The organism is Hahnella aquatica (SeqCode), from assembly GCF_965194505.1.
GTDB lineage: Bacteria > Pseudomonadota > Gammaproteobacteria > Burkholderiales > Burkholderiaceae_A > Hahnella > Hahnella aquatica.
This window is the reverse complement of record NZ_OZ239144.1, coordinates 1,285,033-1,304,548: the sequence shown is the minus strand read 5'-3', so window position 1 is coordinate 1,304,548 and position 19,516 is coordinate 1,285,033. Positions and strand designations below refer to the sequence as shown.

The following is a 19,516-nucleotide window of genomic DNA, read 5'->3' as shown; positions in this document are numbered from 1 at the left end:
GTGTGTTGCGTGAACCCGTTAGAATACCGGTTTCTTTTGCCGACCTTGAAGCCACGCCAACACCTTATTTCAGGCCGCACCCAAGCAGGAAAAGTTTTCCGACCGAGCGACTGGGCGGAGCGTTTGGCTGGGGTGCTCTCGGCCTATCGGCCCGGCTATGTCACCGGCTCGTATCAGAATCCCTTGGCTGGTTTTTCACCCTATGCCCAACCCGTGATGTTCGATGGTGTGCGTTGCGTGCTGGTCGATCAACGCATTGAAGAACTCGAGCCGATGGCCTGGGCCTTTGTGGTGGGCTTTGCGGCCGACAACGAACTCCCCATGACGCCCTACGAGCCCGACGTTCTCTGAACTCTCTCTGAACTAGCGGCCCCCGAGTGCGGCCATGGCGCGGGCCGTGATCTCCTCCACAGCACCCACACCCGAGATGGTCTTGAGCACGGGAGCCGCCGCCTCACCTGAGGCCTGCCAGCGCTCGTAGAAGCTCACCAACGGGCGGGTCTGCTCGTGGTAGACATCCAGGCGCTTGCGAACCGTTTCTTCTCGGTCGTCATCACGCTGGATCAGGGGTTCGCCGGTGATGTCGTCGCGGTCGGCCTCGCGCGGCGGGTTGAATCGGATGTGATACGTGCGGCCACTGGCCATGTGCACACGCCTGCCGCTCATGCGGTCGATGATGTCCTCGTCGGGCACCTGAATCTCGAGCACGACATCGATGCCCACTTGGGCCGTGCGCATGGCCTCGGCCTGGGGGATGGTTCTTGGGAAGCCGTCGAAGAGATAGCCGGCCTTGCAGTCGGGCTGCTGCAGACGTTCTTTCACCAGGTTGATGATGATGTCGTCGCTCACCAGGCCGCCGCTGTCCATTACTTTCTTCGCAGCCACGCCAAGCGGGGTTCCCGCCTTCACTGCGGCACGCAGCATGTCTCCGGTGGAAATCTGCGGGATGGCGAAGTGGTCCTTGATGAGATTGGCTTGGGTGCCTTTCCCGGCCCCAGGCGGGCCCAATAGAATCAGCCGCATTGTTCGTCTCCCGCTGGAATTGTTGTAGTAGACGAATTATAGAGACGCTTTGAGGATCAACCGCATGCGTTCGAGGTCTTCCGGCGTGTCGACCCCGGGCGGTGGCGGGGTTTCCAGCAGAAATGTCGCAATGCGGTGGCCGCGATGCAACCAGCGCAGTTGTTCAAGCTGTTCCATGGCCTCAAGGCCGCAGGGGCCCCATTGCCAGAATTCAGATAGCGGGCCTGCTCGGTAGGCATAGAGCCCCAGATGACGCAGCACTTGGGCGGGTGGCGCCTCTGAGGGCGATGGGTCTCGCCAGAACGGGATCGGCGCCCTGGAGAAGTAAAGGGCCATGCCATTCTGATCGCAGACCGCCTTCACTTGGTTTGGATTGCAGATGTCCTCCTGAGACATCGGTGTGACCGCGGTGGAGACGGATGCCTGCGGATGGGCCTGGAGGGCCTGGGCCGCGAGCCGCAGGGCCTCAGGCGGCATGAGTGGCTCATCGCCTTGCAGGTTGACCACCAACTGCGCTGGCTGGGCGCCGAGCAGGGCCACGGCCTCCGCGAGTCGATCCGTGCCGCTGGCATGGTCTGCCCGGGTGAGGATGCTCTCGACCCCGGCCTCGTGAACGGCCTGGGAGATGGCCTCGGAGTCGGTGGCCACCACCACGCGTGCGGCGCCGGCCGACTGCGCCACCTTTGCCACACGAACCACCATCGGCTCTCCGGCCAGGTCGGCCAGGGGCTTGCCGGGCAGGCGCCCAGCGCCCATGCGGGCTGGAATCAGCACCCAGAAACTCGGTTCAGCAGCCGTGTTGCTCAATCGGGGTCGGGCGTGGCCACGTGGAAGGTGGGCACATCGATCGCCTCTTGCACCAGCAGGTGCGGAATGCCATCGACGATGGGATAACCGAGACGCTCTGCCTCGCAGACCAGCAGGCCGCGTGGGGTGTCGTGCTGAAGGGGCCCTCGGCACTGCGGGCAGACCAAGACGTCAAGAAGTTTGGAGTCCATGCCGCATCTTAAGACGATTGTGAACCGCCAGCAGGCTGTCCTCGAAGAGACGGTGGCGCTGGGCCAGGGCCCACCATTCGATGCCGGCCAGATCGGGGTGCTCGAAGGAGTGTCTGGCAAAAAACTTCACCGCGTCCTTCTCGGTCATGAGGAGCACAGGCGCCTGACCGGCCAGCGGCCGAAGCAGACCGATGGCGGCATCTTCAAGCAGTGCTGCTGGCGCATGGTCGTCCAGGCAGGCGGTGCCCACGAGTCGCACATGATGCCGCCGGAGGTAATCAAAGAAGGGGTCCGGCCGCGCAATGGCCGCGAGCGCCACGACCGGTCGGTCGTCGGCGATCCGCCAGGCGCGTGCCGCATCCAGAAACTCGACGGTCTCACTCACGATGCGATCGCCCTCTCGGCGGGGCCGCCTGAGGGCCACGCTCATGAGGCCGAGCTTGCCGATCTCCGGCGGCGGGCGGATGGGTGCGATGAGCCTGGCCACGCCCTCGAGGGGCGCGCCGTCTCGCAGCACGACGAAGTCGGGTACGTGGTCCGACGATGGCGGCCAGGGCTGTCGCAGGGGCCCCAGCGGCATCAGCCAGCCGTTGCCATGGAGTCGGTCATCGATGACGAGCACCCGAACATGCGGTCGGATGCTCGTCTGCGACAGGCCGTCGTCCAGAATGAACAGGTTGACCTCGGGCCGAACCGCCAACAAGGCCTGGGCCGCCGCCCATCGATCAGCCGCCACGGCCACTGGGCAGTTCGATCGCCAGGCAAGTAGCCAAGGCTCATCGCCCACCTCCTCGGGAGACCATTGGCCCAAGGCATCGGGCAGCAAGATTCTGGGTGCGTCATCGACCACAACCCGGCCGGCGCCGCGACTCAGAATGCCAGGGCGCCAACCGCTTTGCGCAAGCCCAATGGCAAAGGCCAAGCAGGTGGGTGTCTTGCCGGCACCACCCACGATCCAGTTGCCCACGGCCAGGACCGGCCGCGCAGGGTCCTCTGGCGCGTTAGACTGCTTCATAAGGCGAACGCTGCTCACGAGGCTCGTCACGAAGGTGAGAGGCCAGGCGATGGGGGTCCACACCAGCCTGAAAAGGAGGTTTGCGAGCACAGACTTCAGCGGACGGCCCCGTTCGGGGAACCAACTTGTCCACAGCCTGGATTTGAACCACCTGGTGACGGCCGAGCTTGTGGATAACTCTGTGGACATGCTGGCAACGCCTCCTGACACCCAGAACAACACGAGGCCAAAGTTTATGGTAAGAAACCGGCACGCGTTTGACCCGAGCGTCTCACCGCAGGATTTTCATTAAAAAATTCATATATAAATCATATGTTTAAAACGTTTAATGTGGCGGCGCTGCCGGTCGTCACCCCGAGGCCCTTGAAACATGGCGCTCGGGGTGTCTCGCAGCACGTGCCCACGCGGCTTGTGGAGAAGTCGCTGGCCAGGAGCGGCTAATTTGGAGGAAATCCTCTCCGTTCGGGGCTTCAATCGGCTGGTGGCCCAGTCCTTGTCCAGGCAGTTTCCCAGCGTGCGAATTGTGGGCGAGGTGGCCCAACTCACCGTGGCCGCCAGTGGCCACACCTACCTGACCCTGCGAGACGCCCAGGCCAGCCTTCGGGCCGTGTTGTTTCGCGGGGACGCGGCCGGCCTTGGCTGCCAGCCCACGGAGGGGCAGATGGTCGAGGTGCTTGCCAGTGCCGGCCTGTATGAGCCTCGGGGTGACTTCCAGATTCGAATCGTGGGCATGAAGCCTGCTGGCCAGGGAAGCCTCTATGAAGCATTCCTTCGCCGAAAGGCACTGCTCACGGCTGAGGGGCTCTTTGATGAGTCTCGCAAGCGAGCCCGCCCGGCTCACCTGCAGGCCATTGGGGTGGTGACGTCCACCGCCGGTGCGGCCATTCGAGACTTCCTCGTCACATTGGGCCGAGAGGCCCCCCAGCTGCGGGTGGTGGTGTTCTCATCATTGGTGCAGGGCCCCGATGCACCCAGGCAATTGGTGGAGGCGATCGGCCGAGCCGCAGCCCATCGCACGGCCGAGGGTGCACCGCTCGATGCCCTGGTGCTCACCCGCGGTGGCGGGAGCCTCGAGGACCTCTGGGCGTTCAATGAAGAGGCCGTGGTCCGTGCCTTCGTGGCCTTTCCAGGCCACCGGGTCTCGGGCGTGGGCCACGAGACCGACACCAGCCTGGTGGATTTCGCGGCCGATCACCGTGCAGCCACCCCCACTGCCGCGGCCGAGTGGCTGGCCGCCTCCAGTGTTGCCTTGCGGCGGCGGATGGAGGACGCCCGCGCGCGGGCTCAAAAGGCCATGGCCCTGCTGTGCCGTGCCTCGCAGCAGCGGCTCGACCTCGCCGCCCGCGGCCTCGTGCACCCGAGAGACCGCATGGCCCAGCACCGCCTGCGCATGGTGGCCGCCGCCGATCGAATGCGGCTGGCCCTGCGCCACGCGATGCGGCTGCGACAAGGCCAGGCGCAACAGGCATCGATGCGCCTGGCTGCGCTCAATCCAGAAGCCGTGCTGGCCCGCGGCTATGCAATGGTCCTGGACAATCAAGGCGTGCCCGTCACCAGCGCAGGTCAGTTGCAGGTGGGGATGTCGGTGGCCCTGAGCCTGCGTGATGGCACGGCGCAGGCCGATGTCACCGCAGTTCAGGCCAAGGGGGTGCCAAAATCTCCCAAGGCTTGAGCGGTTAAGGCCGTTGGTGCATCCCAGCACTGGCCAGATCGATTAAGCTTCGTCTTGGTCAAACCACCCCATCTGAAGGAGAAACGTTTCATGGAACATGTCCTGCCAACGCTGCCCTACGCCATGGATGCCCTGGCGCCACACATTTCCAAAGAAACCCTTGAGTTCCACTACGGCAAGCACCACCAAACGTACGTGACGAACCTGAACAACCTGATCAAGGGCACCGAATTCGAGTCGCTCGGTTTAGAGGACATTGTTCGCAAGTCGAGCGGCGGCATCTTCAACAACGCAGCCCAGGTCTGGAACCACACCTTTTACTGGCACGGCCTCGCACCCAAGGCCGGCGGAGCCCCCACGGGCGCGCTGGCCAAGGCCATCGATGCCAAATGGGGCAGCTTCGATGCCTTCAAGGAAGCCTTCAACAAGAGCGCGGTGGGCAACTTTGGCTCGAGCTGGACATGGCTCGTGAAGAAGGCCGACGGCAGCCTCGACATCGTCAACACGAGCAATGCCGCCACACCGCTCACCACCGGCGACAAGCCCCTGCTCACCTGCGACCTGTGGGAGCACGCCTACTACATCGACCACCGCAATCGCCGCCCCGATTACCTCAACGGCTTCTGGGCCTTGGTGAACTGGGATTTCGTGGCCAAGAACGCCGCCTAAAAAAGAGCCGGCCCCGCGCCCCGCCTTCGGGTGGGGCGTCGTTTTTCAGCGCGAAGGCTGTCGGTTGCTGCCCGCCGGCGGAAGCCCCTCAATCCGCCGGCCGGGTCCCAGGCCGCGGTCTTGGAACCAGCCGTCGGCCATCTCCAAGGCATACAAGGCCGGTGCGGCCGCGCAGTGCGGGGTCTCGGTGCGTGGCACCATCGACTCCACGTTGATGATGGCCCCGCGGGCATCCACAAAGGCCACGGCCAGCGGCAGCGGGGTGTTCTTCATCCACATGCAGATCGGGGCCGCCTGCTCAAAGACAAACAGCATGCCGTGGTTGTCGGCCAGGCGTTCTCGAAACATCAGGCCCCGGGCCCGCTGATCCGGCGTTGCAGCCACTTCGGCCTGCACGGTGAAGGCGCCCAGCCGCAGGGGGATGGTGTCCTTGGCCATGGCGCTGGCGGCTGAGAGGGCCAGGGCCGCGACGGTTGCCATGGCCATCCGAGTGACCAGGGCGATTCGAGTCAAGACCGCAGCCAAGACAGTCAAGGACGCCAACGATGGGGCTGGGCACAGGAGGGCTTTCATCGCCTTAGAATACGGGACCAATCAAATTTTCATTCGGAGAATGTGTCCATGAGCAGCAAAATCGTCGTGCCATCCGTGGGGCAAAAGATCACGGTCAATCCCGACAACTCCCTTCAGGTGCCCGACCAGCCCATCATTCCCTTCATTGAGGGCGATGGCACGGGCGTCGACATCACCCCCGTCATGATCAAGGTGGTCGATGCCGCTGTGAAAAAGGCTTACGGAGGCCGCCGCAAGATCTCCTGGATGGAAATTTTCTGCGGCGAGAAGTCCACCAAGGTCTACGGCCCAGACGTCTGGCTGCCCGACGAGACCCTCGAGGTCCTGCGCGACTACGTTGTCTCCATCAAGGGCCCGCTGACCACGCCAGTGGGTGGTGGCATTCGGTCGCTGAATGTGGCCCTTCGCCAGCAGCTCGACCTCTATGTCTGCCTGCGGCCGGTGCGCTATTTCAAGGGCGTGCCCAGCCCCCTCAAGGAGCCCGAGAAGACCGACATGGTCATTTTCCGAGAGAACTCCGAGGACATCTATGCCGGCATTGAGTACGCGGCAGAGTCGCCCGAGGCCAAGCGGCTGATCGACATCCTCATGAAAGACTTTGGGGTGAAGAAGATTCGCTTCCCCGAGACCTCGGGCATTGGCATCAAGCCGGTCTCCCGAGAGGGCACCGAGCGGCTTGTGCGCAAGGCCATGCAGTACGTGATCGACAACGACAAGCCTTCGCTCACCATCGTGCACAAGGGCAACATCATGAAGTTCACCGAGGGTGGCTTTCGCGACTGGGCCTACGCACTGGCCCAGCGGGAGTTCGGCGCCGAGCCGATCGATGGCGGCCCATGGTGCAAGTTCAAGAACCCCAAGACGGGCCGCGAGGTGATCGTGAAGGACTCCATCGCGGACGCCTTCCTGCAGCAGATTCTGCTGCGGCCGGCCGAGTACAGCGTGATTGCCACGCTCAACCTCAACGGCGACTATGTCTCCGATGCCCTGGCCGCCCAGGTGGGTGGCATTGGCATTGCACCGGGTGCGAACCTCTCAGACCGCGTGGCCATGTTCGAGGCCACCCACGGCACTGCGCCCAAGTACGCGGGCCAGGACTATGTGAACCCTGGTTCACTGATTCTCTCGGCCGAGATGATGCTGCGCCACATGGGCTGGGTCGAGGCTGCAGACCTCATCATCGGGGCGATGGAGCGTTCGATCTCAAGCCGCCGTGTCACCTATGACTTTGCCCGCCTCATGGATGGCGCCACCCAGGTCAGCTGCTCGGGCTTTGGCGAGGTTATGATTGAGCACATGTAAGGCCATCCGAGGTCGGCCGTCCGCGGCCTTTGGACATAAAAAAACCCCGATCAACTGATCGGGGTTTTTTTTCGTGAGCGCCTAGAATTTAGGCCGCGGGCACGATGTTTGAAGCCTGTTTTCCTTTGGGGCCCTGAATGATGTCGAACTGCACCTTCTGGCCTTCTTTCAACGACCGAAAGCCGTTGGTTTGAATGGCTGAGAAGTGTGCGAAGACGTCTTCGCCGCCCTCATCGGGGGTGATGAAACCAAAGCCTTTGGCATCGTTGAACCACTTGACTGTACCTGTAGACATTCCTGCGTTCCTACCTTTTAAAAAGAACAAAAAACCGCACGTCAAGAGAACAACTCTGCCATGCGAAGCGGACTACCACATCCCACTATATTCCCAGTTCTTGGCTTTGTCCAACAAAGAATGACGGTTTCTTGAGGGGAGATTGGCTCTACACTTGGTGCATGGCGACAAATGTCCCTTCCGCTCCCCCAGACATCGGCACGCCAGTGCTTGAACGGGCGCCGTCCAAAGTGGCCCCGCCACCAAGGTTTACGGTGTGGCTTTTAAATGACGATTTCACCCCGATGGAATTTGTGGTGTTAATTCTGCAAAAATTCTTCTCCATGGACCGTGAGAAAGCAACGCAGGTCATGCTCAGGGTTCACAGGGAAGGGCGGGGCGTGTGTGGGGTCTACCCCAAAGAGGTGGCCGAGACCAAAGTGGAGCAGGTCAACGGCTTTTCGCGGATGCATCAGCATCCGCTGCAGTGTGTGATGGAGGAAGCATGATCTCGCAAGAACTAGAAGTCAGTCTCCACATGGCCTTTGTGGAAGCCCGCCAGCAGCGTCATGAGTTCATCACCGTGGAGCACCTGCTCCTGGCCTTGCTCGACAATCCTTCCTCTGCAGACATCCTTCGGGCCTGCGCAGTCGACATGGACGTCCTGCGCAAGTCCCTCACGGGCCACATCGCCGAGAACACGCCCGTCATTCAAGGCTCTGACGACGTCGACACCCAGCCCACGCTCGGCTTCCAGCGGGTCATTCAGCGGGCCATCATGCATGTCCAGTCCACCTCCAACGGCAAGAAGGAGGTCACCGGCGCCAATGTGCTCGTGGCCATCTTTGGCGAGAAAGATTCCCACGCCGTTTATTTCCTGCACCAGCAGGGCGTCACCCGTCTCGATGTCGTGAACTTCATTGCCCATGGCATCACCAAGTCGGGCACCACGCCGCCCAATGCCACCGAGGAGCAGGCCTCTGAGTCGCAAGAGTCGAGCGGCTCTTCCAGTTCGGCTGCCCAGCCCACGCCGCTAGACCAATACACCCAGAACCTCAACAAGCTGGCCCTCGAAGGCAAGATCGACCCCCTCATTGGCCGCGAGCATGAGGTCGAGCGCGTGGTGCAGGTGCTCTGCCGTCGCCGCAAGAACAACCCCCTGCTGGTGGGCGAGGCCGGGGTGGGCAAGACGGCCATCGCCGAAGGCCTGGCCTGGCGCATCACCGAAAAGCAGGTGCCCGAGATCCTCGAGGCCGCCACGGTGTATTCGCTCGACATGGGCGCACTGCTCGCCGGCACGAAGTACCGGGGCGACTTTGAACAGCGGCTCAAGGCCGTGCTCAAGCAGCTCAAGGCGGACCCACATGCCGTGCTGTTCATCGACGAGATCCATACACTCATTGGAGCAGGCTCGGCCTCGGGCGGCACGCTCGATGCCAGCAATCTGCTCAAGCCCGCCCTGTCATCGGGCAACCTGCGCTGCATCGGCGCCACCACCTACAACGAGTACCGCGGCATTTTCGAGAAGGACCACGCCCTGTCTCGGCGCTTCCAAAAGATCGATGTCAACGAGCCCTCGGTCGACCAGACCATTCAAATTCTGAAGGGCCTGAAGTCGCGCTTTGAGGAGCACCATGGAGTGAAATACCAGGCCGGCGCCCTCACAGCCGCGGCCGAGCTCGCCGCCCGCTACATCAACGACCGCCACCTTCCAGACAAGGCCATCGATGTCATCGATGAGGCCGGCGCCGCCCAGCGCATCCTGCCCAAGAGCAAGCAAAAGCGCACCATCGGCAAGGCCGAGATCGAGGAGATCGTCTCCAAGATCGCCCGCATCCCGCCCCAGACCGTCAACACCGACGACCGACAGATTCTTGCCAAGCTCGACCGCAACCTGAAGAACGTGGTCTTCGGCCAAGACCCGGCCATCGACTCCCTCACGGCCGCCATCAAGATGGCCCGCTCTGGCCTGGGCAAGACCGACAAGCCGATTGGCTGCTTCCTGCTGAGCGGCCCCACTGGCGTTGGCAAGACCGAGGTGGCCAAGCAATTGGCCTTTCTGCTGGGCATCGAACTCATTCGGTTCGACATGTCGGAGTACATGGAGCGGCATGCCGTCTCGCGCCTCATTGGCGCGCCCCCGGGCTATGTCGGCTTCGATCAGGGCGGCCTCCTCACCGAGGCCGTGCACAAGAAGCCGCATGCGGTGCTCTTGCTCGATGAGATCGAGAAGGCCCACCCCGACATCTTCAACATCCTGTTGCAGGTGATGGACCACGGCACCCTCACCGACAACAACGGCCGCAAGGCCGACTTCCGCAATGTCATTCTCATCATGACGACCAACGCGGGTGCAGACATCCTCGGCAAACGTGCCATCGGCTTCTCGAACCCACGTCAGTCCGGCGATGAGATCGAAGAGATCAAGCGCGTCTTCACGCCGGAATTCCGCAACCGGCTCGATGCGGTGATCTCGTTTCGGTCGCTCGACGAGGACATCATCCTTCGCGTCGTGGATAAGTTCCTCATCGACCTCGAGACCCAGTTGCACGAGAAGAAGGTCGAGGCCTCATTCTCGGAGCGGCTGCGCAAGTTCCTTGCCAAAAAAGGCTTCGACCCCGCCATGGGCGCGCGGCCCATGCAGCGCATCATCCAAGACAAAATCCGCAAGGCCCTGGCCGATGAGCTGCTCTTTGGCAAACTCGTCAACGGTGGCCGAGTCGACATCGACCTGGCCGAGGACGACGAGACGGTCTCACTGGCCATGGTCGCTGCCGAGCCCCCCGGCGGGAAACGTCCGCCCGCATCGCAAGAGGCTGCAGAGGAGGTGTCCTCGTAGGCCTAGGGTTTCCCTGGGGTTCAAAGTGTTCATTTGGGCTTGCACCCGTCTGTGTTTTCAGGAAACTACACATACGCATGAAAACATACCCAAAGGAGACCCTATGAAACTGCGTCTGGTCATGGCCGGCATCGCGACGTCGCTGGCCTTCGGTGCTGCGCACGCCACCGATCTCAACAAGGCACGTTATCTGGCGGCTGCCTGTGCGAACTGCCACGGCACCAACGGCAATGCAGTCGACGGTGGCTTTAGTCTGGCGGGCTACCCCAAAGACCGCTTCATCGACACCATGAACGCCTTTAAGTCGGGAAAGCGCCCGGCCACGCTCATGCATCAAATCGCCAAGGGCTATACCGACGAGCAGATCGCCATCATGGGCGACTTCTTCTCGGCCCAGAAAAAGCGCTAAGCAGGCGCCCCTCTTTCGACCAAATTGTTTCAGGGAGACCATATGAATAACGCATCCACGTCCCGTCGGGGCATTCTCAAGGCTGGTGCAGGGGCGGCGGCGCTGTCCGGTGCTGGCCTGCTGACCGGCTGCGCCACCACCTCGGGCGGCATGTCGTCCACCAAGAAGATTGGCCGTGTGGTCGTCATCGGTGGTGGTTACGGTGGCGCCACAGCCGCCAAGTACCTGCAAGAGTGGGGCGGTGGTGCCATCGAGGTGGTGCTCATTGAGCGCGAGCGTGAGTTCTACTCATGCCCCATCTCCAACCTGGTGCTCGGTGGCGTCCAGAAGATCGACTACATCAAGCGCGGCTATGGTGGCCTGCGCGAGCGCGGCATCCTGGTGCTCAACGACGAGGTCACCAAGATCGACCCGGTCAAGCAGGTCGTCACCATGCGCAAGATCGCCGACATGAAATACGACCGGCTCATCGTCTCGCCCGGCGTGGACTTCAATTTCGGTGCCATTCGTGGCCTGGATGCCGAGGCCCAGAAGGTGGTTCTGCACTCCTGGAAGGCCGGCGCCCAGACCATCGCACTGCGGGCCCAGCTCGAGGCGATGCCCAACGGTGGTGTCTATGTGCTCACCATCCCCAAGGCCCCCTATCGGTGCCCTCCCGGCCCCTACGAGCGTGCCTCGCAGATCGCCAACTACTTCAAGCGGGAGAAGCCCAAGAGCAAGGTGCTCATCCTGGATGCCAACGCCGACATCCAGTCCAAGAAGGGCCTGTTCATGAAGGTCTGGAAGGAGCAGTACGCGGGCATCATCACCTACACGCCGAACATGGTGGTCAATGAGCTCGACCTCAAGGGCAAGACCCTCATCACCGAGGTCGGCGACAAGGTCAAGGGCGATGTCCTGAATGTGGTGCCGCCCAACCATGCTGGCAAGATCGCCAAGGATGCGGGCTTGGTCAACATGAACGACCTCTGGTGCGGTGTGGACTGGCTCACCACCGAATCCACGGCCCACAAGAACATTCATGTGCTCGGCGATGCCACCTTCTCGGCCCCTGGCATGCCCAAGTCTGGCCACATGGCGAACCAGCATGGCAAGGCCGCTGCAGCAGCCATCGTGGAGATCATGAATGGCCGGGCACCGATGCCGGTCACCATGGCCAACACCTGCTACAGCTTTGTGGACCAGGCCAATGTCGTTCACGTGGCGAGCGTTCACCAGTACGACGCAGCCACCAAGACCATGCAGCCGGTCAAAGGTGCGGGCGGCCTGTCGACGGCGCCCACAGAGCTCGAGGGCCGGTACGCCTACCAGTGGGCCAAGAACATCTGGGCCGACATGCTGACCTAAACTGTGTTGGGGCAGGGTGGCCTCAGGCCGCCCGCCCTGTGGCTTTCGGGCATGATTGGGGTTTCCTGATCATGCCCTTTTCTTTTGCCCAAGACCTTTGTCCATGAACGCCCTTGAATCCCTTCGGCAGGTGACCACCATCGTGGCGGACACGGGCAGTCTTTCGCGCATCCGCGAGGTGCGTCCTCAGGACGCCACCACCAACCCCAGCCTTATTTTGAAGGCCATGTCCGAGCCCGAGGGCCGGGCCCTGGCCGAGGCGGTGCAGGCCGAGTTGCCACAAGCCTCTGCCGATGCGCGTCTCCAGGCGCTGGTGGTGGGCTTTGGTCTGGCCATCCTCAAGCTCATCCCAGGGCGTGTCTCCTCAGAGGTCGATGCCCGACTCGCCTTCGATGTGGAGGGCACAGTGACCCAGGCCATGTCTATGGCCGAGGCCTACGATCATGCTGGCGTGCCACTGTCTCGGGTGCTCATCAAACTGCCCGCCACCTGGGAGGGCATTCGGGCTGCAGAAAAACTCAGCCTTCGGGGTGTGGCCTGCAACATGACACTCATCTTTTCCATGGCCCAGGCCAGCGCCTGCGCCGATGCGGGGGTGCAGCTCATCTCGCCCTTTGTGGGCCGCATCAGCGACTGGTTCAAGCAGCGTGGAGAGTCCTGGTCTGCTGCGCAGGACGACCCAGGCGTTCGCTTCGTGCGAGCGGTCTTTGAGGACTACAAGGCCCGGGGCGTGTCCACCGAGATCATGGGTGCAAGCTTTCGGTCGGTGGAGCAGGTGATGGCCCTGGCCGGCTGCGACCTGCTCACCGTCAGCCCAGACCTGCTGGATCAGCTCGCCCAGCGCCCCGCCATGACCGGCCCCACACCGCTGGAGCCAGACACCAGCCCAGAGGCCCAGGGCCGCGCCCAGGCGGCGCCTTGGCGCCACCTGCATGAGTCGGCCTTTCGTTATCAGTTGAACGATGATGCGATGGCCTCGGAGAAACTCGCCGAGGGCATTCGCCTGTTTGCCCGTGATGGGTCCCAACTGCTGGCCTTGTTGGCTGGCACCACCAAGGAGTAAGGCATGAGCAAGGCCTATGTGATTGGTCACCTTCAGATTCACAACCCCGAGGGCTACAAGGCCTACAGCACACAAGTGCCGCCGACCCTCACGCCCTTTGGGGGCCGGTTCATTGTTCGGGGTGGCGATGTCGTCGTCTTCGATGGCGAGCCGCTCGGCCCGCGCAATGTGGTCATCGAGTTTCCGAGCATGCAGGCCGCCCAGGACTGGTATCACTCCGAGGCCTACCAGGCCATCGTGCAGGGCCGCATCCAGAACGCCAATGGCTACCTGATGGTCGTTGCAGGGCATGACGCCTAGCAGCCTCCAGGGCCGGCACCTGGTGCTCGGTGTCAGTGGCGGCATTGCTGCCTACAAGAGCTGCGACCTGGTGCGTCGCCTGCTCGAACGAGGGGCCAGCGTGCAGGTGGTCATGACCGAGGCGGCCACCCGTTTCGTCTCCCCACTCACCTTCTCGGCCTTGTCGGGCCGGCCTGTCATGCAAGACCCCTGGGGTGGCGTGGAGAACCAGATGCCCCACATCACGCTGAGTCGCGAGTCCGATGGCATCTTGGTGGCGCCCGCCTCGGCCGACTTCATGTCCCGCATTGCCATGGGGCAGACCCAAGACCTTCTCGCCAGCCTGTGCCTGGCCCGTGATGTGCCGCTCTGGGTGGCACCCGCCATGAACCGCCAGATGTGGTCCAACCCGGCCACGCAAGAGAATGTGGCCCGCCTCAAGGCCCATGGCGTGGGCATTTGGGGGCCAGCCGCGGGTGAACAGGCCTGCGGTGAGGTGGGCGATGGCCGCATGCTTGAACCATTAGACCTTGTGGCCTGCCTGGAGTCTGTCTTTGATGGGCAGTCGCCGGGCGTTGGCATTCCCGTGCGCGGCCTCTTGGCTGGCCGCAAGGTGGTGGTCACCGCGGGTCCAACCCAAGAGCCCATCGACCCCATTCGCCTCATCACCAATCGGTCCTCTGGCCAAATGGGCTTTGAGATCGCGCGCGCCTGCGCAATGGCGGGTGCCTCGGTCACACTCGTGGCCGGGCCCGTCTCACAGCCCACCCCCGATGGTGTGGAACGTGTGAATGTTCAAACCGCGCTCGAGATGCAGGCCGCGGTGGATGCCGCCTTGGCCAAGGCAGGGCCAGCCGACCTCTTCTGGGCCGTGGCGGCCGTGGCCGACTGGCGCCCCTACCAGGTGGCTGCCGAGAAGCTCAAGAAGGACGCCGGTGCGGGCCTGGAAGGTCTGCGCTGGACAGAGAACCCCGACATTCTCGCTGCCGTGGCCTACCGGCCTGCGGCGCAGCGCCCCTTCTGCATTGGCTTTGCAGCAGAGACGGGCGACGAGACCGCCCTGCTGCCCAAGCTTGTGCAGAAGTTTTCCCGCAAGGGTGTGGACCTGCTCGTGGGCAACATCGGCCCAGCCGTGGTGGGTCAGGCCCAGGCGGCCCTCACACTCTTCGACGGTGAACAGGCCCTGCCACTGCCCCTGGCAGACAAATCACAACAGGCGGCCGCGCTGGTGTTGCAGGTGGCTCAGCGTCTTCGAGCGCGGGAGCAGGTCACATGATCAAGGTGGCCGTGAAGGCTTTGGACCCCCGGGTGTCTGCAGAGGCACCGCAATACGCCACCGCCGGGTCTGCTGGCCTGGACCTGCGTGCGGCCATCGATGCGCCCCTGCGCCTTGCGCCCGGGGAGGTGAGCCTCGTGTCCACGGGCTTGTCCATGTTCATTGCAGATCCGGGCTACGCCGCACTCATCCTGCCGCGCAGTGGCCTGGGCCATCGCCACGGCATCGTGCTGGGGAATCTGGTGGGCCTCATCGACTCCGACTATCAAGGCCCGCTCATGGTCTCGCTCTGGAACCGGGGCACCGAGCCCTTCGAGATCCAGCCCATGGATCGCATTGCCCAGCTCATGATCGTGCCGGTGCAGCAGGCTCAGTTTGAGTGGGTGGATTCCTTCGAGAAGACCGACCGAGGCGAGGGCGGCTTCGGCAGCACCGGGCGCGGCTAGGCGCGGTCGGGGCGGGGGGGCTTTGCCTGCTTCACGCGGCGAAGCTCATCCAGAATAAAGAGGCCAGCACCCAGCACAATCACCGAGTCTGCAAGGTTGAAGGCCGGCCAATGCCAGCCCGCTGCATGCAGGTCCACGAAGTCCACCACAGCACCCATGGTCACCCGATCGATCAGGTTGCCCAGTGCGCCGCCAATCACCAAGGCCGAGGCAAAGGCAAAGAGGCGCTGCTCCGGCGCCCGCCAGACCAGCACACCCAGCACCCCCGAGACCGCCAGGGCCAGGCCTGAGAAGAACCAGCGCTGCCAGCCACCGGCATCTGCCAGAAAACTAAAGGCTGCCCCCGTGTTGTAGACGTGCACGAGGTTGAGGTGTCCCGTGACAGGCCAGACCTCGCCCGGGGCGAGCAGCTGCATGACCATGAGCTTGGTGAGCTGATCCAGGCTGATGAGCAACAGGCTCAGCATGAAAAAGGGCAGGGCCTTGTTGGCCTGTGACCTAGGCCGCATGACGGGTCTCGCCGGGTTCGCTCAGGTTGGAGATGCAGCGGCCGCAGAGGTCGGGATGGATGGGGTCCTGGCCCACGTCTGCGCGAAGGTGCCAGCAACGGCCGCACTTGGGAAGCGCCAGCGGCTTGGCCTGCGCCTCGGTCTCACCCTGGGCGACCTCGCGCACATGCACCTCCGAGGTGATCATCACAAAGCGGAGGTCCTCGCCCAGTGAGACAAGCGCCTGGGCCGTCTCGCCGCTGGCCTGAAGAATGAGGCTCGCCTGCAGGGATGAGCCAACCTCGCCCGCCTCACGCGCCTTCTCAATGGCCTTCATGGCCACGGCCCTGGCCTCGCGAATGCGCGCCCATTTCTGTCGCAGCAGTTCGGCATCGGCTGAAAGCGGAATCTCTGCGGCGGTTTGGGCAAAGATGGTCTCGGCCGATTCGCCACGGTGGAGCAGCCAGGCCTCATGCGCCGTGAATGACAAGGCCGGCGACAAGAGCCGAATGAGCGATTCGGTGATGTGCCAGATGGCGGTCTGTGCCGAGCGGCGCGGCTGTCCTTTGGCATGGCTCGTGTAGAGCCGGTCCTTCAAGATGTCGAGGTAGAAGGCCCCGAGGTCCTCGGAGCAGAAGGCCGTGAGCCGTGCCATGGCTGGATGAAAGGCATAGGCCTCGTAGTGGCGCATGACTTCATCCTGCATGCTGGCCGTGAGGGCCAGGGCATAGCGGTCGATCTCCAGGCAGTCGGCCGGGGCCAGGGCATCCGTCTGAGGATCGAAGTCGGTCAGGTTGGCGAGCAGGAAGGTGAGCGTGTTTCGAATGCGTCGGTAGGACTCCACCACCCGCTTGAGAATGGTGTCGGAGATCGAGAGCTCACCCGAGTAGTCGGTGGAGGCCACCCACAGCCGAAGGATGTCAGCCCCGAGCGTCTCGGAGACCTTCTGCGGGGCCACCACATTGCCCATCGACTTCGACATCTTTCGGCCCTGGCCATCGACCACAAAGCCATGCGTGAGCAGGGCCTTGTAGGGCGGGCAGCCATCCATCATGCAGGCCGTGAGCAGGGAGGAATGGAACCAGCCCCGGTGCTGGTCGCTGCCCTCGAGGTAGAGGTCTGCCGGGAATTGAAGGTCTTGGGCATGAGAGCCACGCAGCACATGGGCATGGGTCGTGCCGGAGTCGAACCAGACATCTAGGGTGTCCTTGTTCTTCTCGTAAAGGTCTGCGGGGCCGGTGAGGCCTTGGAGCAACTCGGCCACGGTGAGGGTCTGCCAGGCCTCGATGCCGCCTTGCTCCACGGCCTTGGCCACGCGCTCAAGCACGGCCGGCGTGTCCGGGTGCAGTGCACCTGTCTCTCGGTGCACGAGAAAGGCCATGGGCACCCCCCACTGCCGCTGGCGTGAGAGGGTCCAGTCGGGTCGGTTGGCAATCATGGCCGACAGGCGAGCCTGGCCCCAGGCCGGGTAAAACTGGGTTTGCTCAATGCCGGCCAGGGCACGTGCACGAAGGCTCGGCCCACCGTCTTTGGGGGTGATGTCCATGCCGGCGAACCACTGGCTGGTGGCCCGGTAGATGATGGGTGTCTTGTGCCGCCAGCAGTGCATGTAGCTGTGGGGGTGGGGTGCCGTGTGCACCAAAGAACCCGCCGCGGCCAAGGCCTCCACAATCACCGGGTTCGCCTTCCAAATGTGCAGCCCACCGAAGAGGGGCAGGCCCTCGGCATACACGCCATTGCCCATGACCGGGTGCAGCACATCGGCCTCGGCCCGGCCATCGCCACACCAACTCTGGAAGTCTTCCACGCCATAGGCGGGCGCCGAGTGAACAATGCCGGTGCCCGAGTCGAGCGTGACGTAGTCGGCCAGAATCACCGACGAGGTGCGATCAAACCCCGCATGATGTTTGTAGAGCGGGTGGTGGAAGGCCAGCCCTTTGAGTTTCCCTCCGGGCGCCTTGGCCAGCACCTCGCCCGTGAGCTTCCACTCTTGCAGGCAGGCCTCCACGCGGTCGGCCGCCATGAGCAGGAGATTCTGTGCGCTGTGGCCATCGACCTTGACGAGCGCGATGTCGTGGTCTGCATGCAGGTTGAGTGCCTGGTTGGCGGGCAGTGTCCATGGGGTGGTCGTCCAGATGACCGCCGCCACACGCTGGTCCTCCAGGCCTTTGCCGAAAATGGTGCTCAGTTGTGCGCGGGTGTCGTCGGTGGCCTCGAAGGCCACGTGCACGGCTGGGTCGGTCTTGTCGGCATACTCCACCTCGGCCTCGGCCAGGGCCGAGTTGCAGTCGAAGCACCAGTTCACCGGCTTCAAGCCCCGATAGACAAAGCCGGCCTCCACAATTGATTTGAGTGCACGAATCTCGTCGGCCTCGTTGCGAAAGTCCATGGTCTGGTAGGGCCGATCCCAGTCGCCCAACACACCCAGCCGAATGAAGTCTTGTCTCTGCTTTTGAATCTGCTCGAGGGCATAGGCCCTGGACTTGGCCTGCACCTCGGCCGTGGGAAGGCCCTTGCCGTGGAGCTTCTCGATTTGAATCTCGATGGGCATGCCATGGCAATCCCAGCCCGGCACATAGCGGGCATCGAAGCCCGCCAGCGTCTTGGACTTGATGATCATGTCCTTCAAGATCTTGTTCACCGCATGGCCAATGTGAATGTCGCCGTTGGCATAGGGCGGGCCATCGTGGAGCACGAAGAGCGGGCGGCCATGGGTGAGGGCACGAATGCGTTTGTAGACGCCTTGGGTCTGCCATTCCTTGACCCAGGCGGGCTCACGCTTGGCGAGGTCGCCGCGCATGGGCATGGGCGAGGGGTGAAGGTTGAGGCTGTCGCGGTGCGGGTTCTGGTCTGCGGGCTGGTCGGTCTGGGACATGGCGCTATGTTGACAGGGATTGGTCGGCGATCTGGCGGTCGAGCTGCATCTGGGCGGTGAGGGCCTCGAGGGAGTCGAAGGCGAGTTCATGCCGAATGAATCGGGCGAGTTCCACGGACACGCAGGCCCCGTAGGCATGGCCTTGCCAGTCGAGCAGGTGCACCTCGAGCAAGGGCCGGCCGTGGGCCTCCACCGTGGGCCGTCGCCCAATGCTCGCCACACCCCGCAGCCGTGTGGGCCCGAGACCTGAGACCCAGACCGCGTAGATGCCACTGACGGCGAAGGGGTCCGGCAGGAGCAGGTTCAGGGTGGGGAAGCCCAGGGTGCGGCCCAGGGCCTGGCCGTGAATGACGTGACCAGAATGGGTGAGGGGCCGGCCCATGAGCCTAGTGGCGGCATCCAGGTCGCCCGCCTGCAGGTGGCGCCGAACCATGGAGCTCGAGATCACCTCGCCTTGGGCATCTCGAACGGGGTCGACCACCTGCACCGAGAACCCATGGGCCTGGCCTGCGGCCTGAAGACTTGCCACCGAGCCACCGCGCCTGGCACCGAACCGAAAGTCTTGGCCCACCACCACCGTGCGGGTCCTCAGTTGCCGCACCAGAATGTCTTCGATGAAGGCCTCGGCCGGCATGCTTGCGAGTGCGCTGCGAAAGGGAAGCACCCAGACCGTGTCAATGCCCATGGCCTTCAGTGTCTGGAATTTGTCTCTTGCCAGCAGAATGCGCGGCGGCTTGGCCGCTGGGGTGAAGAAGGCCCGAGGGTGCGGCTCGAAGGTGATCACAGCGCTGGCCACATGCTGCTGCCGGGCACTGGCCAGGGTGGCATTCAGGAGCGCCTGGTGTCCATGGTGCAGACCATCGAAGCTCCCGATCGTGACCGCATGGTCCTGGGAGGGGCAGGCGGGTTGGAGTCCTCGGAGAATCCGCATGGGGCCGTCAGATAAAACCGCGATTATAGGGCGCGGC

General features: G+C 63.4%; 22 protein-coding genes. 13 read left to right on the top strand and 9 right to left on the bottom strand.

All coding sequences use genetic code 11. The features are described from left to right. Positions 1 to 45: 45 nt before the first annotated feature. Positions 46 to 351, top strand: a complete 306-nt coding sequence (locus AC8GDA_RS06760; protein WP_506555770.1) for a DUF3579 domain-containing protein — start codon at positions 46 to 48, stop codon at positions 349 to 351. 12 nt (positions 352 to 363) lie between these two features. Here AC8GDA_RS06760 and adk read toward each other — a convergent pair whose 3' ends face one another. From adk to AC8GDA_RS06740, 4 genes are read right to left on the bottom strand one after another with little or no spacing between them, the layout of a single operon-like run. Continuing rightward, positions 364 to 1,023 carry an adenylate kinase gene (gene adk, locus AC8GDA_RS06755; protein WP_506555769.1) on the bottom strand — a complete coding sequence of 220 codons (660 nt, stop codon included), beginning with the start codon at positions 1,021 to 1,023 and terminating at the stop codon, positions 364 to 366. A 36-nt stretch (positions 1,024 to 1,059) separates the two neighbouring features. Beyond that, a complete protein-coding gene (gene kdsB / locus AC8GDA_RS06750; protein ID WP_506557214.1) occupies positions 1,060 to 1,779 on the bottom strand; it encodes a 3-deoxy-manno-octulosonate cytidylyltransferase in 720 nt (239 codons plus the stop codon). Between the two features lie 47 nt (positions 1,780 to 1,826). After that, positions 1,827 to 2,021 (bottom strand): Trm112 family protein, encoded by a 195-nt coding sequence (locus AC8GDA_RS06745; protein WP_506555768.1) that lies wholly within the window; start codon positions 2,019 to 2,021, stop codon positions 1,827 to 1,829. After that, positions 2,002 to 3,036, bottom strand: coding sequence for a tetraacyldisaccharide 4'-kinase (locus tag AC8GDA_RS06740; protein ID WP_506555767.1), 1,035 nt, complete (start codon positions 3,034 to 3,036; stop codon positions 2,002 to 2,004). Before AC8GDA_RS06740 ends, AC8GDA_RS06745 begins: the two co-directional genes overlap by 20 nt. A 312-nt stretch (positions 3,037 to 3,348) precedes the next feature. On the opposite strand from AC8GDA_RS06740, the gene AC8GDA_RS06735 reads away from it, so the two are divergent. The 3 genes from AC8GDA_RS06735 (at position 3,349) to sodB (ending at position 5,377) form a co-directional block, all read left to right on the top strand. Further along, positions 3,349 to 3,477, top strand: coding sequence for a hypothetical protein (locus AC8GDA_RS06735; RefSeq protein WP_506555766.1), 129 nt, complete (start codon positions 3,349 to 3,351; stop codon positions 3,475 to 3,477). Position 3,478: 1 nt separating this feature from the next. Next, positions 3,479 to 4,708 carry an exodeoxyribonuclease VII large subunit gene (gene xseA / locus AC8GDA_RS06730; RefSeq protein ID WP_506555765.1) on the top strand — a complete coding sequence of 410 codons (1,230 nt, stop codon included), beginning with the start codon at positions 3,479 to 3,481 and terminating at the stop codon, positions 4,706 to 4,708. 90 nt (positions 4,709 to 4,798) lie between these two features. Beyond that, the gene (gene sodB / locus AC8GDA_RS06725; protein WP_506555764.1) at positions 4,799 to 5,377 is read left to right on the top strand and encodes a superoxide dismutase [Fe]; all 579 of its coding nucleotides are present in this window, start codon (positions 4,799 to 4,801) and stop codon (positions 5,375 to 5,377) included. A 45-nt stretch (positions 5,378 to 5,422) separates the two neighbouring features. On the opposite strand, the gene AC8GDA_RS06720 is transcribed toward sodB, so the two are convergent. Further along, a complete protein-coding gene (locus AC8GDA_RS06720) occupies positions 5,423 to 5,950 on the bottom strand; it encodes a DUF192 domain-containing protein (RefSeq protein ID WP_506555763.1) in 528 nt (175 codons plus the stop codon). Between the two features lie 48 nt (positions 5,951 to 5,998). Between AC8GDA_RS06720 and icd the strand changes: the two genes are divergently transcribed. Beyond that, a complete protein-coding gene (gene icd, locus AC8GDA_RS06715; protein ID WP_506555762.1) occupies positions 5,999 to 7,252 on the top strand; it encodes an NADP-dependent isocitrate dehydrogenase in 1,254 nt (417 codons plus the stop codon). Between the two features lie 88 nt (positions 7,253 to 7,340). Here icd and cspE read toward each other — a convergent pair whose 3' ends face one another. Next, entirely contained in the window at positions 7,341 to 7,547 is a 207-nt protein-coding gene (gene cspE, locus AC8GDA_RS06710) for a transcription antiterminator/RNA stability regulator CspE (RefSeq protein WP_506555761.1), read from the bottom strand. 161 nt (positions 7,548 to 7,708) lie between these two features. On the opposite strand from cspE, the gene clpS reads away from it, so the two are divergent. The 8 genes from clpS (at position 7,709) to dut (ending at position 15,185) form a co-directional block, all read left to right on the top strand. After that, on the top strand, positions 7,709 to 8,035 hold the full coding sequence (gene clpS, locus AC8GDA_RS06705; RefSeq protein ID WP_506555760.1) for an ATP-dependent Clp protease adapter ClpS: 327 nt from the start codon (positions 7,709 to 7,711) through the stop codon (positions 8,033 to 8,035). Beyond that, on the top strand, positions 8,032 to 10,365 hold the full coding sequence (gene clpA, locus AC8GDA_RS06700) for an ATP-dependent Clp protease ATP-binding subunit ClpA (protein ID WP_506555759.1): 2,334 nt from the start codon (positions 8,032 to 8,034) through the stop codon (positions 10,363 to 10,365). Before clpS ends, clpA begins: the two co-directional genes overlap by 4 nt. Before the next feature lie 103 nt (positions 10,366 to 10,468). Beyond that, entirely contained in the window at positions 10,469 to 10,774 is a 306-nt protein-coding gene (locus tag AC8GDA_RS06695) for a c-type cytochrome (RefSeq protein ID WP_506555758.1), read from the top strand. Between the two features lie 42 nt (positions 10,775 to 10,816). After that, positions 10,817 to 12,121 (top strand): NAD(P)/FAD-dependent oxidoreductase, encoded by a 1,305-nt coding sequence (locus AC8GDA_RS06690; protein ID WP_506555757.1) that lies wholly within the window; start codon positions 10,817 to 10,819, stop codon positions 12,119 to 12,121. Positions 12,122 to 12,224: 103 nt separating this feature from the next. Further along, positions 12,225 to 13,184 carry a transaldolase family protein gene (locus tag AC8GDA_RS06685; RefSeq protein WP_506555756.1) on the top strand — a complete coding sequence of 320 codons (960 nt, stop codon included), beginning with the start codon at positions 12,225 to 12,227 and terminating at the stop codon, positions 13,182 to 13,184. 3 nt (positions 13,185 to 13,187) lie between these two features. Then, a complete protein-coding gene (locus AC8GDA_RS06680) occupies positions 13,188 to 13,484 on the top strand; it encodes a DUF1330 domain-containing protein (protein WP_506555755.1) in 297 nt (98 codons plus the stop codon). Then, positions 13,474 to 14,739: a bifunctional phosphopantothenoylcysteine decarboxylase/phosphopantothenate--cysteine ligase CoaBC gene (gene coaBC, locus AC8GDA_RS06675; protein ID WP_506555754.1), complete on the top strand. Its 1,266-nt coding sequence runs from the start codon at positions 13,474 to 13,476 to the stop codon at positions 14,737 to 14,739. Before AC8GDA_RS06680 ends, coaBC begins: the two co-directional genes overlap by 11 nt. After that, positions 14,736 to 15,185 (top strand): dUTP diphosphatase, encoded by a 450-nt coding sequence (gene dut / locus AC8GDA_RS06670; RefSeq protein WP_506555753.1) that lies wholly within the window; start codon positions 14,736 to 14,738, stop codon positions 15,183 to 15,185. The genes coaBC and dut overlap by 4 nt, the downstream gene beginning before the upstream one ends. Here the strand turns inward: dut and lspA are convergent. Genes lspA through AC8GDA_RS06655 form a run of 3 tightly spaced genes read right to left on the bottom strand, consistent with a single transcriptional unit; the run spans position 15,182 to position 19,479 of the window. Then, positions 15,182 to 15,694: a signal peptidase II gene (lspA, locus tag AC8GDA_RS06665; RefSeq protein WP_506555752.1), complete on the bottom strand. Its 513-nt coding sequence runs from the start codon at positions 15,692 to 15,694 to the stop codon at positions 15,182 to 15,184. The genes dut and lspA overlap by 4 nt on opposite strands. Further along, the gene (gene ileS, locus AC8GDA_RS06660; RefSeq protein ID WP_506555751.1) at positions 15,684 to 18,548 is read right to left on the bottom strand and encodes an isoleucine--tRNA ligase; all 2,865 of its coding nucleotides are present in this window, start codon (positions 18,546 to 18,548) and stop codon (positions 15,684 to 15,686) included. Before ileS ends, lspA begins: the two co-directional genes overlap by 11 nt. Before the next feature lie 4 nt (positions 18,549 to 18,552). After that, a complete protein-coding gene (locus AC8GDA_RS06655) occupies positions 18,553 to 19,479 on the bottom strand; it encodes a bifunctional riboflavin kinase/FAD synthetase (RefSeq protein WP_506555750.1) in 927 nt (308 codons plus the stop codon). Between the last annotated feature and the right edge of the window lie 37 nt (positions 19,480 to 19,516).

What these genes read in the sequence shown, in the direction of transcription:
- coaBC (WP_506555754.1), top strand. Translation starts at nt 13,474, where the DNA reads ATGACGCCTAGCAGCCTCCAGGGCCGGCACCTGGTGCTCGGTGTCAGT.
- AC8GDA_RS06735 (WP_506555766.1), top strand. Translation starts at nt 3,349, where the DNA reads ATGTTTAAAACGTTTAATGTGGCGGCGCTGCCGGTCGTCACCCCGAGG.
- kdsB (WP_506557214.1), bottom strand. Translation starts at nt 1,779, where the DNA reads ATGGGCGCTGGGCGCCTGCCCGGCAAGCCCCTGGCCGACCTGGCCGGA.
- AC8GDA_RS06720 (WP_506555763.1), bottom strand. Translation starts at nt 5,950, where the DNA reads ATGAAAGCCCTCCTGTGCCCAGCCCCATCGTTGGCGTCCTTGACTGTC.
- AC8GDA_RS06745 (WP_506555768.1), bottom strand. Translation starts at nt 2,021, where the DNA reads ATGGACTCCAAACTTCTTGACGTCTTGGTCTGCCCGCAGTGCCGAGGG.
- icd (WP_506555762.1), top strand. Translation starts at nt 5,999, where the DNA reads ATGAGCAGCAAAATCGTCGTGCCATCCGTGGGGCAAAAGATCACGGTC.
- clpA (WP_506555759.1), top strand. Translation starts at nt 8,032, where the DNA reads ATGATCTCGCAAGAACTAGAAGTCAGTCTCCACATGGCCTTTGTGGAA.
- AC8GDA_RS06695 (WP_506555758.1), top strand. Translation starts at nt 10,469, where the DNA reads ATGAAACTGCGTCTGGTCATGGCCGGCATCGCGACGTCGCTGGCCTTC.
- lspA (WP_506555752.1), bottom strand. Translation starts at nt 15,694, where the DNA reads ATGCGGCCTAGGTCACAGGCCAACAAGGCCCTGCCCTTTTTCATGCTG.
- AC8GDA_RS06655 (WP_506555750.1), bottom strand. Translation starts at nt 19,479, where the DNA reads ATGCGGATTCTCCGAGGACTCCAACCCGCCTGCCCCTCCCAGGACCAT.
- sodB (WP_506555764.1), top strand. Translation starts at nt 4,799, where the DNA reads ATGGAACATGTCCTGCCAACGCTGCCCTACGCCATGGATGCCCTGGCG.
- adk (WP_506555769.1), bottom strand. Translation starts at nt 1,023, where the DNA reads ATGCGGCTGATTCTATTGGGCCCGCCTGGGGCCGGGAAAGGCACCCAA.
- AC8GDA_RS06690 (WP_506555757.1), top strand. Translation starts at nt 10,817, where the DNA reads ATGAATAACGCATCCACGTCCCGTCGGGGCATTCTCAAGGCTGGTGCA.
- AC8GDA_RS06685 (WP_506555756.1), top strand. Translation starts at nt 12,225, where the DNA reads ATGAACGCCCTTGAATCCCTTCGGCAGGTGACCACCATCGTGGCGGAC.
- AC8GDA_RS06740 (WP_506555767.1), bottom strand. Translation starts at nt 3,036, where the DNA reads ATGAAGCAGTCTAACGCGCCAGAGGACCCTGCGCGGCCGGTCCTGGCC.
- cspE (WP_506555761.1), bottom strand. Translation starts at nt 7,547, where the DNA reads ATGTCTACAGGTACAGTCAAGTGGTTCAACGATGCCAAAGGCTTTGGT.
- AC8GDA_RS06680 (WP_506555755.1), top strand. Translation starts at nt 13,188, where the DNA reads ATGAGCAAGGCCTATGTGATTGGTCACCTTCAGATTCACAACCCCGAG.
- ileS (WP_506555751.1), bottom strand. Translation starts at nt 18,548, where the DNA reads ATGTCCCAGACCGACCAGCCCGCAGACCAGAACCCGCACCGCGACAGC.
- clpS (WP_506555760.1), top strand. Translation starts at nt 7,709, where the DNA reads ATGGCGACAAATGTCCCTTCCGCTCCCCCAGACATCGGCACGCCAGTG.
- dut (WP_506555753.1), top strand. Translation starts at nt 14,736, where the DNA reads ATGATCAAGGTGGCCGTGAAGGCTTTGGACCCCCGGGTGTCTGCAGAG.